Raw genomic sequence first — 11024 nt, 5'->3', positions numbered from 1 at the left:
CGGTGGGTGCGGCGCCCTTCGGAGCCTTGCTGGTCCGGCCGGACGTGAGAGGCGTCAGGCGGACGGAGCGCGACGACTACAGGCGACTCAGAGAGCCTCGACCTGCTTCGCGATGGCCGACTTGCGGTTCGCGGCCTGGTTGGCGTGGATGACGCCCTTCGAGACGGCCTTGTCGAGCTTGCGGGACGCGGCCTGCAGCGCGGTGGTCGCGGCCTCCTTGTCGCCCGCGGTGACGGCCTCGCGCACCTTGCGCACGTAGGTCTTCAGCTCAGACTTGACGGCCTTGTTGCGCAGGCGCGCCTTCTCGTTCGTCTTGATGCGCTTGATCTGGGACTTGATGTTTGCCACGTGTGGACTTCCTGGTGTGTTCGCCTGCCGGCGAGCGGATAGGTCGTAGAGGGCGGCCACAGCTCCGGGACTGGGGTGGGGAACCCGTGGAGAGGAACTGCGGCGGTGCCCGCCGACCTGGGCGGACACGCAAACATCAACGATAGCAGAGGGGTCCAGCCGGACAGAATCGCGTGCGCGGTGCCGTCCTGTGCGCTCCGCCCCGGGCATCCGTCCCAGGTCAGGCCGGACGCCGGATCAGCGGCGCGCGTCCGCCATCGCCCGGGCGACGCGGTCGAACGTCCGGCGGTCCATGACGGCGCCCTCGCGGCGCACGGCCTGCGGGTCCACGCGGATCACACGGTTCAGGCGCACCTCGCTCGGGCGCTTCCGCGGGTCCCACGCCCCGGTGCCGACGTCCATCCAGAGGCGCCCGTGCCGGGCCTCCTGCGCGGCGTCGCGGTCGTGGTCCTGGCTGGTGAGCTGCAGGGCCAGCAGCCACGGGCCGTCGCGGCCCACGAGGAGCACCGGCCGATCCTTGCCCTGGCTGTGGTCCTCCTCGTACGGCACCCACGTCCACACCACCTCGCCCGGGTCGGGCTCGCCGTCCATGTCCGGGGAGTACACCGGGCGCACCGTGCCCGTGTAGTCGCCGGGGTAGCCGGCGGCCCGGGCGGGCGTCGTCGTGCCGCGCCGGGTCGACGTGGGGCGGGGGCTCGAGGGACGGGCGGTCGAGGTGGGCCGCGCGGAGCCGCGCGACGACGGGCGGGTCGCCGAGCGCAGCACGTCCACCAGCAGGTTCAGCCATCGGTTCGCCACGGCGGACAGCCTACGTGCGGCTCACTCGAGCACGAACCGCGCCAGCCGGTCGGCCATCGCCTCGGGCTCCCACGAGTGGTCGGCACCGGCCACCGTCTCGGCGGTGCCGTCCGGCACCGCCGCGGCCAGGTCGCGCGCGGCCTCCGGCATCCCGGGGAACGTCCGCTCCCCGGTCATGGCCAGCAGGGGCACCGCCAGGCCCGCGAGCCCGCCGTCCTCCAGCGCCCGCGTCGCCCAGACGAGCGACAGCGCGTCGGCACGCTGCGAGACGGCGGACGCCGCGATCGCGGGCCAGTCCGGCGAGGCCTTCGCCCCGGCGAGCCACTCGGGCGGCATGTCCTTCATGTACTGCTCGGTGGCGCCCTCGAGGTCGCCGGCGTCGAGCCGGCGCTCGAACTCCCCGGCCCACGCCGCGGTCGCGTCGGCGCCGGACTCCAGCGGCGCCTCCCACAGCGCGAGCCCCAGGACAGGCAGGCCCGCCGCGGCGGCGCGCAGCGAGATCGAGCAGCCGGACGAGTGCCCGCAGAGCACGGCGGCCCCGCCCGCGACGTCCAGCACGGCCGCGACGGCGTCCAGCTCGCGGTCCAGGTCGAGACGCCCGGAGGCGGGGGAGTCGCCGCGGCCGAGCCGGTCGAACACGACGGTCGTGACGCCCGCCTGCGCCAGGAGCTCGGCCGTGCGGGTCGTCACCGGGTCGACGGCGCGGAACGGCCCCGCGCCGGCGACGAAGACGACGGCGGGCCCCGTGCCGCGCAGGTCGTAGGTGACGCGGTCGCCGCGCGCGGTGGTGGCCGTGGCCGCGGAGACGGGGGAGGTGGCGGTCTCGTCGCTCATGCCGGGTGGACCGACCGGCGCGCCGCGACTCATCGGTCGGGGCCGTCAGGGCACGAGCGGCTCGGCGAGCACGCGTTGCGCCGCGTCCAGGTCGCCCTCGACGACGGCGCCGGCCTCCGCGGGCGTGAGCCGCCCCCACAGCAGCAGGTCGAGCCGCTGCGCCGGCGCCGTGAGCGTCGCGTCCACCCTGTCGTCGGCGGAGGACGCGGAGTCACCGAGCGTCCAGGTCCAGCCGAGGTCGGAGGCGACCACCCGGAGCCGGTCGGCGAGCGACGCCATCCGCCCGAGCCGCACCTGCCGCGGCTGGAACACCGTCACGACCTCGTCGACGCCGTCGGCCCACACCTCGGCCGGGACGTCGACCGCGGCCAGGGCGGCGGGTCCGGAGCCGAGGCGGGCGGCGTGCAGGTCGTGCAGGTGCACGAGCGTCTCGTGCAGCTGTCGCCGCCACCAGAACGACGCGGGGCCGTCGCCGAGCAGCGTCTGCGCGGCGCCGTCGGGCCCTGCCTCCTCGAGCGCGGCCCGTAACGCGGCCGCGTGCCGCGCGTACAGCGCGGGGAGAACGGCGGCCCCGCCGTCGGGGGCGGGCAGGTCCTCGTCGCGCGACGGGTCGCCCACCGCCATGCCTGCCGCCCAGTGGTGCACGCCCGCGAGGTGCCGCACCAGCTCGTCCGCGCGCCAGTCGCCGCAGGCCGGGACGAGAGCGTCGGGCGCGACGTCGGCCACCGCGGAGGCGAACTCGCCCTGCAGCCGGGCGAGCAGGGCCAGGCGGTCGGGCTCGGGGCCGCCGTCGGCGCGGCGCCCCGTGCACGGGTCGACGACGGGGCAGGGCTGCGCGGCGGGCGGGGTCGGCATGGCGCGAGGCTAGCGCCCGGGCCGGCCCGTCCGGGAGGGGTGGCTCAGGAGCCCAGGACGGCGTCGACCTCGCCGAGGAAGTCGTCCAGGTCGTCGGGGGTCCGGGAGGTCACGAGGGGGAAGCCCGCGCCGTCGTCGCGCACCACGGACCGGTCCACCCAGCGGCCGCCGGCGTTGCGCACGTCGGTCGCGAGGGACGGGTAGGAGGTGAGGGTCGCGCCGCCGACGCACCCGGCCTCGACCACCGCCCACGGCCCGTGGCAGATGGCGGCGACGGGCCTGCCGGAGTGCGCGAACGTGGTGACGAGCCCGACCGCGGCCTCCTGCAGGCGCAGGGTGTCCGCGTTGATGGTGCCGCCCGGGATCAGCAGCAGGTCGACGCCGTCGGGGTCGACGGCGTCGTACGTCGTGTCGGCGGGCACGGACCGCCCGGGGTCCTTGTCGCCGACGAGGGTGCGGACGTCGCCCGGCTCGTTCGAGGCGATCACCACCTCCGCGTCCGCGGCGCGCAGGTGCTCGAGCGGGACGACCAGCTCGTCCTGCTCGACGCCGTAGCTCGTCACGATCGCCAGGACGCGCTTGCCGGTCAGTGCGGTGTCGGTCATGTCGGGGCTCCTCCCGTCACGTCGGTCGGTGGACCCCGACCGTACGCAGCGGTGCGCGCAGCCCGCACGCGGGACGTGCCCGGGACCGCGGCGGACAACCTCATGGGACAATGGGCGGGCCTCGTCACCACCGACGACACCCATCCAGCGACCCTGACGGAGCGAATCGCGTTGCCCATCCCCGGACCCGCGCTGCGTGCGCGCATCGAGCCGAACGCCACGGCGCCCGAGCTCATCCGCAACTTCTGCATCATCGCGCACATCGACCACGGCAAGTCGACCCTCGCCGACCGCATGCTGCAGCTCACCGGCGTCGTCGAGCCGCGGGCCATGCGGGCGCAGTACCTCGACCGGATGGACATCGAGCGCGAGCGCGGCATCACGATCAAGTCGCAGGCCGTGCGCATGCCGTGGCAGCTGGGCGAGCAGCCCCACGCGCTGAACATGATCGACACGCCGGGGCACGTCGACTTCACCTACGAGGTCTCCCGCTCGCTCGCAGCCTGCGAGGGCGCCGTCCTGCTGGTCGACGCGGCGCAGGGCATCGAGGCGCAGACCCTCGCCAACCTGTACCTGGCGATGGAGAACGACCTCGAGATCATCCCGGTCCTCAACAAGATCGACCTGCCGGCGGCGCAGCCGGAGAAGTACGCCGAGGAGCTCGCGGGCCTGGTCGGCGGCGACCCCGAGGACGTCCTCAAGGTGTCCGGCAAGACCGGCGAGGGCGTCGAGGCGCTGCTCGACCGCATCGTCGAGCGGGTCCCGGCCCCCGTCGGCGACGCCGACGCCCCGGCCCGCGCGATGATCTTCGACTCCGTGTACGACACCTACCGCGGCGTCGTCACGTACGTGCGCGTCGTGGACGGCAACCTCAACCCGCGCGAGCGCATCGCGATGATGTCGACGCGCGCCACGCACGAGCTGCTCGAGATCGGCGTCATCTCGCCCGAGGCCATCCCCACCAAGGGCCTCGGCGTCGGCGAGGTCGGCTACCTCATCACGGGCGTGAAGGACGTGCGCCAGTCGAAGGTCGGCGACACGGTCACGAACATGGCGAAGCCTGCCGAGGAGGCGCTCGGCGGGTACAGCGACCCGAAGCCGATGGTGTTCTCCGGCCTGTACCCGGTGGACGGCACGGACTACCCGGCGCTCCGCGACGCCCTCGACAAGCTCAAGCTCAACGACGCCGCGCTCAACTACGAGCCGGAGACGTCGGTCGCGCTCGGCTTCGGCTTCCGCGTCGGCTTCCTCGGCCTGCTGCACCTGGAGATCGTCCGCGAGCGGCTCGAGCGCGAGTTCGACCTCGACCTCATCTCCACCGCCCCGAACGTCGTCTACGACGTGACGCTCGACGACGGCACCGAGGTGAAGGTGACCAACCCGTCGGAGTTCCCGGGCGGCAAGATCAAGGAGGTCCGCGAGCCGGTGGTGCGGGCGACGATCCTCGCCCCGAGCGAGTTCGTGGGCACGGTCATGGGTCTGTGCAACGACCGCCGCGGGCAGATGCTCGGCATGGACTACCTGTCGGAGGACCGCGTCGAGCTGCGATTCACGCTGCCGCTCGCGGAGATCGTCTTCGACTTCTTCGACCACCTCAAGTCCCGCACCCGCGGCTACGCCTCGCTGGACTACGAGCCCTCGGGCGACCAGGCGGCCGACCTCGTGAAGGTCGACATCCTGCTGCAGGGCGAGCAGGTGGACGCGTTCAGCGCCATCGTGCACAAGGACAAGGCCTACGACTACGGCGTCATGATGACGGCGAAGCTCAAGGAGATCATCCCGCGCCAGCAGTTCGAGGTGCCGATCCAGGCCGCCGTCGGCGCCCGGGTGATCGCCCGCGAGACGGTGCGCGCGATGCGCAAGGACGTGCTCGCCAAGTGCTACGGCGGCGACATCAGCCGTAAGCGCAAGCTGCTGGAGAAGCAGAAGGAGGGCAAGAAGCGCATGAAGAACATCGGGTCCGTCGAGGTCCCGAAGGACGCCTTCATCGCCGCGCTCTCCTCGGACGGCGGCGGCGGCAAGGACGCCAAGGACAAGAAGAAGTAGTGCCCGCGCTGCCTGAGGGCACGCCCGTGCCCGACGACGGCTCGCTGCCGGGGTGGGTGCGGCCCTCGCCGTCCGCTCCGGACGGCGCCGGCCGGCCGTTCGGCGTGTACGTCCACGTGCCGTTCTGCTCGGTGCGCTGCGGCTACTGCGACTTCAACACGTACACGGCGTCCGAGCTGGGCGGCGGCGCGAACCAGGCGGCGTACGCCACCACCGCCCTGCGCGAGGTCGACCTCGCGGCCCGCGTGCTCGACGGCGCGGGCCTGGGGTCGCGCCCCGTGTCCACGGTGTTCTTCGGCGGCGGCACGCCCACGATGCTGCCCGCCGCGGACCTGGCGCGGATCCTGCGCGGCGTCGACGAGGCGTGGGGGCTCGCGGACGGCGCCGAGGTCACCACCGAGGCCAACCCGGACTCGGTGACGCCCGCGTCGCTGCGGCTGCTCGCGGACGCCGGGTTCACGCGGGTCTCGTTCGGGATGCAGTCCGCGGTGCCGCACGTGCTCGCGACGCTCGAGCGCACCCACGACCCGCGCCGCGTGCCCGACGTCGTGACCTGGGCGCGCGACGCCGGGCTCGACGTCTCCCTCGACCTCATCTACGGCACCCCGGGCGAGTCCCTCGAGGACTGGCAGACGTCCCTCGAGGCGGTGCTCGCCACCGGCGTCGACCACGTGTCGGCGTACGCGCTCGTCGTCGAGCCGGGCACCAAGATGCACGCCCAGGTGCGCCGCGGCGAGCTCGCGCTGCCCGACGAGGACGACCAGGCCGCCAAGTACGAGCTGGCCGACGACCTGCTGACGGGGGCCGGCCTCGGCTGGTACGAGGTGAGCAACTGGGCGCGCGGGCCGGAGCACGCCTGCCGGCACAACCTCGCCTACTGGCGCGGCGACGACTGGTGGGGGATCGGCCCGGGCGCGCACTCGTACGTCGCGGCCCCGTCGTCGGTCGAGCCTGCCGAGACCCACGCCGGCGTGCGCTGGTGGAACGTCAAGCATCCGCGGCGCTACGCCGCCCTCCTGGAGTCCGGCGCGTCACCGGGCGCGGGCCGCGAGCTGCTCACGCCCGCCGAGGCCCAGCTGGAGCGGGTGCTACTCGGGGTGCGGGTGCGTGAGGGGCTGGAGGTCGCGGCCCTCGACCCGTCGCGGCGCGCGGCGGTCGCCGGGCTCGTCGCCCGCGGCCTGCTGGACGGCGTCGCCGCCGTGCGCGGTCGCGTCGTCCTCACCCGCCGGGGCCGCCTCCTCGCGGACTCCGTCGTCCGCGAGCTCACCCCCTGAACCGCATCGAGCGAGCTGACCTGCTCCTCGAACGGTCCGTTCGAGGAGCAGGCCAGCACGCTCGACTCCCGCGCGGCGGGTGGGTCAGGAGATCAGGCGGATGTTGAGCGGGTAGCGGTACGCCTCGTGGCGGTTGACGGCCACCGCCGCGAGGATGCCGAACACGATCGACAGGACCCAGACCGCGAGCAGGATCACGAAGCCGACGAGCAGGAAGACCGTGATCCAGCCGACGACGTAGCCGATGAGCAGCGTGATCTGGAAGTTCAGCGACTCCTTGGCCTGATCACCGACGTACGCGCTCCGGTCGCGCAGGAACAGCCAGATCAGCAGCGGCGTCAGAAAGCCGAGGAGGCCGAGGCTGAGCAGCGACAGCACCGGCGGTCCCAGGTGGGCGATCAGTGCCCACGTGCGTTCGTCCGACGGAGACAGGGGCTGCGGGCCGTACCCGTACGGAGGCTGTCCCGGGGGCGGGCCGCCGTAAGGCGGTTGGCCGGGCGGCGGGCCGCCGTAGGGTGGCTGGCCCGGGGGCGGACCCGCCGGTGGCTGCTGCGGCGGCGGTCCGTACGGCGGGGTGCTCATGGAGCCATCTTCGCGCATCTGCGGTGGTCACGTGCGGTGGCGGAGGCGTTCGGGTGCGGCCAGAGTGGGCGAAGGCGCCGACCCCGCCGGGTGCGTCGCCCGGACCACTCAGGAGGAACGATGAGCGAGAACACGCCGCAGCAGCCCGGCGACCCCCAGGAGCCGCCGCGTCAGCCGGGGTACCAGCCGCCGCCCGGCCAGCCCGCCCCGCAGCCGCCGTACGGGCACCAGCCGCCCGCCGGGCCGCCCCCGCACGGCGGTGAGCCGCCCTACGGGGACCAGCCGTACGCCTCGCCGCAGCAGCCGTACGAGGGGCGGATGCCCGACCCGGGTCTGTACCCGGGGTCCGAGTACCCGCCGGACCGGTCGGCGGGGCCGATCACGCCCCACGGCGAGGGCAGCGGCTTCCTCAGCGCGCTGTTCGACTACTCCTTCAGCCGGTACATCACGCCCAGCGTGGTGAAGGTCGTCTACATCATCGTCACGGTGCTGGTCGCGCTGGCGTGGCTGTCGGGCCTCGTCGCCACGTTCTCCCAGTCGATCTGGGGCGGGATCCTCTACCTCGTGTTCGGGTGGATCATCGCGCTCGTGTACCTGGCGCTCGCGCGCATCACGCTGGAGTTCTTCGTCGCCGTCATCTCGGTGTCGGAGAAGGTCAACGCCTACGCGGAGCGGGACGGCATCCGCACCCGCTGAGCGCCGCGGTCACGCCGTGACGAAGTCGATCAGCTCCTCGACCCGGCCCAGCAGGGCCGGGTCGAGGTCGCGGTAGTCCCGCACGGTCGCGAGGATCCGCTGCCACGCGCGGCCGACGTCCTCGGTGGACGACGCCGGCCAGCCCAGCTCGCGCAGGATGCCGCGCTTCCACTCCGTGCCCCGCTCGATGGTGGGCCACGACGCCAGACCCAGCCGCTCCGCCTTCACGGCCTGCCACACGTCGACGTACGGGTGGCCCAGCACCAGCACGGTCCCGCGCGGCACCCGCCGCAGGGCGTCGTCGGCGAGGCGCCGCTCCTTCGAGCCGGGCACCAGGTGATCGACCAGCACGCCCACCCGCCGCTCCGGCGTCGGTGCGAACTCGTCGAGGGCGTCCGCGAGGTTGTCCACGCCGTCGAGCAGCTCGACCACGACGCCCTCGACGCGCAGGTCGTCGCCCCACACCTTCTCGACGAGCTCGGCGTCGTGCTTGCCCTCGACCCAGATGCGCGACCCGCGGGCCACCCGCGCGCGCTGGTCGTGGACCGCCACCGAGCCGGACGCCGTCCGGGTGGGCCGCGCGGGGGCGCGGGAGGTCACGGGAGCCGTCAGCTCCACCGGCTGCCCGTCCACCCAGAAGCCCGGGCCCAGCGGGAAGGACCGCGTGCGCCCGCGCCGGTCCTCCAGCACCACGAGGTGGATGCCGCCCGACTTCTCCACGCGCACCACGGCGCCCACCCAGCCCGTGGTGACCTCCTCGACCACGAGGCCGTGGTCGGCCGCGCGGGGCCGGGACACCGGCCGGCGGCGATGGTGCGCGGAGCCGTCCGGCGCGCCCGGGGAGCGGGAGCCGGAGGAGGACAGGACGTCGGAGCCGTAGCGGTCGTGCACGGCCGTGAGCCTACGGTCGCGACCGCGGGGGAGCGGCGCCCGACACGCGCCGCGCGCCGCCCGGATGGGACCGGACGGCGCGCGGTGGGGGTGCGGGGTGTGCGTGTCGGGGCGAGCGGGGTCGGGTGTGACGCTGCTGCGTGCTCCGCTCACGCGTGGCGCGGTCGGTGCAGCGGTGCCACCGCGGGACGACGGCGGGGCTCCACCGGCTGCACCGGCTCCGCCGGTTCCGGGCCCGCGACGGCGTCCCGGAGCGCGCGGCGCGAGGCGCGGAGCTGGTGCGCCAGGCGGCGCAGCGCGACCTCGCGCTCGAGCTCCTCCTGACGGCGCTCGAAGAGCATGTCGTACACGTGCGGATCCATGATGTCCTCCAGCCGGGGTGTGGTGTCACGCCTAGGGAGGAGGGCGCACGGCCTCCCGTACACGACTGCTCAGGGCATGTGTACGGGTGCGTCGGGCGACGTCAGGAGGGGTCCTCGCGCGCCAGGAGCGCCGCCTCGGTGCGGCTGGACACGCCGAGCTTGCGCAGGATGGCGGAGACGTGCACCGACGCCGTCTTGCGGCTGATGAACAGCCGCTCGGCGATCTGCCCGTTCGTCAGGCCCTCGGCGACGAGAGCGAGCACCTGGCGCTCGCGGTCCGTGAGCGCGCGGTCGGGCTGCCGCGCGCGAGAGGTGCCGCGCGCGAGGCCCGCGCCGTCGAGGAGCATGCGGGCCTGGTCGCCCACGAGGCCGCAGCCGATCGCGTCCGCGGCCTCGACCGCAGCGTCCAGCCGCTCCCGCGCCGCTGCACGGTCGCCGGCCTCGAGCAGGGACGCGCCGTCGCGGTACAGGGCGTACGGCCGCAGGTGCGCGGGTCCGTCCGCCGCGACGACCGCCTCCCACGACCCGTCGCCGAGCTCGGCGGCGAACAGCGCCGCCCACGTCGGGTAGGTCGGCCACAGGGTGCACGTCGCCAGCGCCGCGCTGTACGGCGCGACGTCGACCTGCCGCCCGGACCTCCGGGCGCGGTCGAGCACGCGCGCGGCCACGGCGAGCGTCGTGAGCCGGTAGAACGGGCCCAGGACGTCGGGGTCGACGGCGATCCGGACGAGGTCGAGCGCGTCGTCCAGGTCGTCGCGCAGGAGGGCGAGCTCGGCGAGCGTCGCCGAGACCCGCGCCCGGATCTGCTCCTCGACGCGGCCGAAGCGCTCCCAGGTCGTGCGGTGCACCCGTGCCCGGGACTGGGCGGCGTCGACGTCCCCGCGCCACATCGTGAGCCACGTCCACCGTTCGCCCAGGTACACGGCGTAGTCGCTGGGGTCGATGAGCGGGACGGACCGTGCGTACCAGGCCTCGGCGTCGGACCACCGGCCGGACCCGATCCATGCCTCTGCCACGTTGCCCTCGAGCATCGCGCGGGTGGCCCATCCGGCACCGAGGGCGCGGGCGATCTGCGCGCCCGACTCGGCGAGGTGCTCCGCCTCGGCGAACTGCCCGAGCTTGAGGCGGGTGTCGGACGCGTTCGTGTAGTAGTGGCACTGGGCCCGCCAGTCGTCGCCCGCCACCTCGTGGGACCGCTCGAGCTCGTCCAGCGCGTCGAGGTCTCCGCGGTCCAGGCGACTCATCGCGCGGAGGTTGAGAGCGAGCGAGGCGTTCTGGTGGTCGCCGACCGCCGTCGCGGCGGCGAGGGCGTCGCTCGCGGCCGCGATCGCCTCGGCGTGCCGGTGGTCCATCATCGCGTTGCGCGCCTTGAGCCGGAGCAACGGCGCCCGGCCCGCGTGGTCGTCCGCCGGCAGGAGCGCGAGCGCCTCGTCGAGCATCCGGTCCGAGCCCGGGTCGCCGGCCTTGCCGAGGATGTGGGCGAGGGTCGACAGCGCCTGCGCCCGCCCGGCGGGGTCGTCGGCGGGCCACTCCTCCACCGCCTCGCGGGCCAGCCCGGCCGCGCGCTCGATCTGCGCGGCGTCCTGGAGGGCGACGGACACGTGACGCAGGAGGGCGGCACGGTGCAGCCCGGCGACCCCTTCGGCGTCGGGCACCAGCTCCCAGAGCTCGAGGGCGCGTTCGCCCGCGGCGGCGACCACGGCCGAGGAGGCCTGCCCGTAGGTCTCGGGCAC

12 protein-coding genes are annotated in these 11024 nt (G+C 74.4%); 3 read left to right on the top strand and 9 right to left on the bottom strand.

What is annotated here, in order from left to right:
- Nucleotides 1-87: 87 nt before the first annotated feature.
- From rpsT to ACFWEK_RS12575, 5 genes are all read right to left on the bottom strand, one after another.
- Entirely contained in the window at nucleotides 88-348 is a 261-nt protein-coding gene (gene rpsT / locus ACFWEK_RS12595; RefSeq protein WP_430547985.1) for a 30S ribosomal protein S20, read from the bottom strand.
- A gap of 237 nt (nucleotides 349-585) precedes the next feature.
- Nucleotides 586-1146 carry a type II toxin-antitoxin system PemK/MazF family toxin gene (locus ACFWEK_RS12590; protein WP_430554267.1) on the bottom strand — a complete coding sequence of 187 codons (561 nt, stop codon included), beginning with the start codon at nucleotides 1144-1146 and terminating at the stop codon, nucleotides 586-588.
- Between the two features lie 21 nt (nucleotides 1147-1167).
- Nucleotides 1168-1980 carry an alpha/beta fold hydrolase gene (locus ACFWEK_RS12585; RefSeq protein WP_430554266.1) on the bottom strand — a complete coding sequence of 271 codons (813 nt, stop codon included), beginning with the start codon at nucleotides 1978-1980 and terminating at the stop codon, nucleotides 1168-1170.
- A gap of 45 nt (nucleotides 1981-2025) precedes the next feature.
- On the bottom strand, nucleotides 2026-2835 hold the full coding sequence (locus ACFWEK_RS12580; RefSeq protein ID WP_430554265.1) for a maleylpyruvate isomerase N-terminal domain-containing protein: 810 nt from the start codon (nucleotides 2833-2835) through the stop codon (nucleotides 2026-2028).
- Between the two features lie 44 nt (nucleotides 2836-2879).
- Nucleotides 2880-3440, bottom strand: coding sequence for a DJ-1/PfpI family protein (locus tag ACFWEK_RS12575; protein ID WP_430554264.1), 561 nt, complete (start codon nucleotides 3438-3440; stop codon nucleotides 2880-2882).
- 171 nt (nucleotides 3441-3611) lie between these two features.
- Here ACFWEK_RS12575 and lepA point away from each other — a divergent pair, with 171 nt between their 5' ends.
- Both lepA and hemW read left to right on the top strand, forming a co-directional pair.
- Nucleotides 3612-5486, top strand: coding sequence for a translation elongation factor 4 (gene lepA, locus ACFWEK_RS12570; protein ID WP_430548026.1), 1875 nt, complete (start codon nucleotides 3612-3614; stop codon nucleotides 5484-5486).
- Nucleotides 5486-6760, top strand: a complete 1275-nt coding sequence (gene hemW, locus ACFWEK_RS12565; RefSeq protein ID WP_430554263.1) for a radical SAM family heme chaperone HemW — start codon at nucleotides 5486-5488, stop codon at nucleotides 6758-6760. Before lepA ends, hemW begins: the two co-directional genes overlap by 1 nt.
- A gap of 84 nt (nucleotides 6761-6844) precedes the next feature.
- On the opposite strand, the gene ACFWEK_RS12560 is transcribed toward hemW, so the two are convergent.
- Nucleotides 6845-7342, bottom strand: coding sequence for a DUF4870 domain-containing protein (locus ACFWEK_RS12560; RefSeq protein WP_430554262.1), 498 nt, complete (start codon nucleotides 7340-7342; stop codon nucleotides 6845-6847).
- Nucleotides 7343-7462: 120 nt separating this feature from the next.
- On the opposite strand from ACFWEK_RS12560, the gene ACFWEK_RS12555 reads away from it, so the two are divergent.
- The gene (locus ACFWEK_RS12555; RefSeq protein WP_430547978.1) at nucleotides 7463-8038 is read left to right on the top strand and encodes a DUF4282 domain-containing protein; all 576 of its coding nucleotides are present in this window, start codon (nucleotides 7463-7465) and stop codon (nucleotides 8036-8038) included.
- A 9-nt stretch (nucleotides 8039-8047) separates the two neighbouring features.
- On the opposite strand, the gene ACFWEK_RS12550 is transcribed toward ACFWEK_RS12555, so the two are convergent.
- The 3 genes from ACFWEK_RS12550 to ACFWEK_RS12540 form a co-directional block, all read right to left on the bottom strand.
- On the bottom strand, nucleotides 8048-8929 hold the full coding sequence (locus tag ACFWEK_RS12550) for a DUF3097 domain-containing protein (protein ID WP_430554261.1): 882 nt from the start codon (nucleotides 8927-8929) through the stop codon (nucleotides 8048-8050).
- 149 nt (nucleotides 8930-9078) lie between these two features.
- Complete coding sequence (locus ACFWEK_RS12545) at nucleotides 9079-9291, bottom strand: hypothetical protein (RefSeq protein ID WP_430547976.1); 213 nt, start codon at nucleotides 9289-9291, stop codon at nucleotides 9079-9081.
- 101 nt (nucleotides 9292-9392) lie between these two features.
- Nucleotides 9393-11024, bottom strand: a 1632-nt coding sequence (locus tag ACFWEK_RS12540; RefSeq protein WP_430554260.1) for a LuxR C-terminal-related transcriptional regulator, incomplete at its 5' end; no start/stop codon positions are given.

This window comes from Isoptericola sp. NPDC060257 (assembly GCF_042726645.1).
GTDB lineage: Bacteria > Actinomycetota > Actinomycetes > Actinomycetales > Cellulomonadaceae > Isoptericola > Isoptericola nanjingensis.
Note: the sequence above shows the minus strand (reverse complement) of the source record. Positions and strands in the feature narration are given on the sequence as shown.

Bases quoted from the DNA above. Each gene is read 5' to 3' on its own strand.
- ACFWEK_RS12585 (WP_430554266.1), bottom strand. From the start codon at position 1,980: ATGAGCGACGAGACCGCCACCTCCCCCGTCTCCGCGGCCACGGCCACC.
- ACFWEK_RS12580 (WP_430554265.1), bottom strand. From the start codon at position 2,835: ATGCCGACCCCGCCCGCCGCGCAGCCCTGCCCCGTCGTCGACCCGTGC.
- ACFWEK_RS12575 (WP_430554264.1), bottom strand. From the start codon at position 3,440: ATGACCGACACCGCACTGACCGGCAAGCGCGTCCTGGCGATCGTGACG.
- ACFWEK_RS12560 (WP_430554262.1), bottom strand. From the start codon at position 7,342: ATGAGCACCCCGCCGTACGGACCGCCGCCGCAGCAGCCACCGGCGGGT.
- ACFWEK_RS12555 (WP_430547978.1), top strand. From the start codon at position 7,463: ATGAGCGAGAACACGCCGCAGCAGCCCGGCGACCCCCAGGAGCCGCCG.
- ACFWEK_RS12545 (WP_430547976.1), bottom strand. From the start codon at position 9,291: ATGGATCCGCACGTGTACGACATGCTCTTCGAGCGCCGTCAGGAGGAG.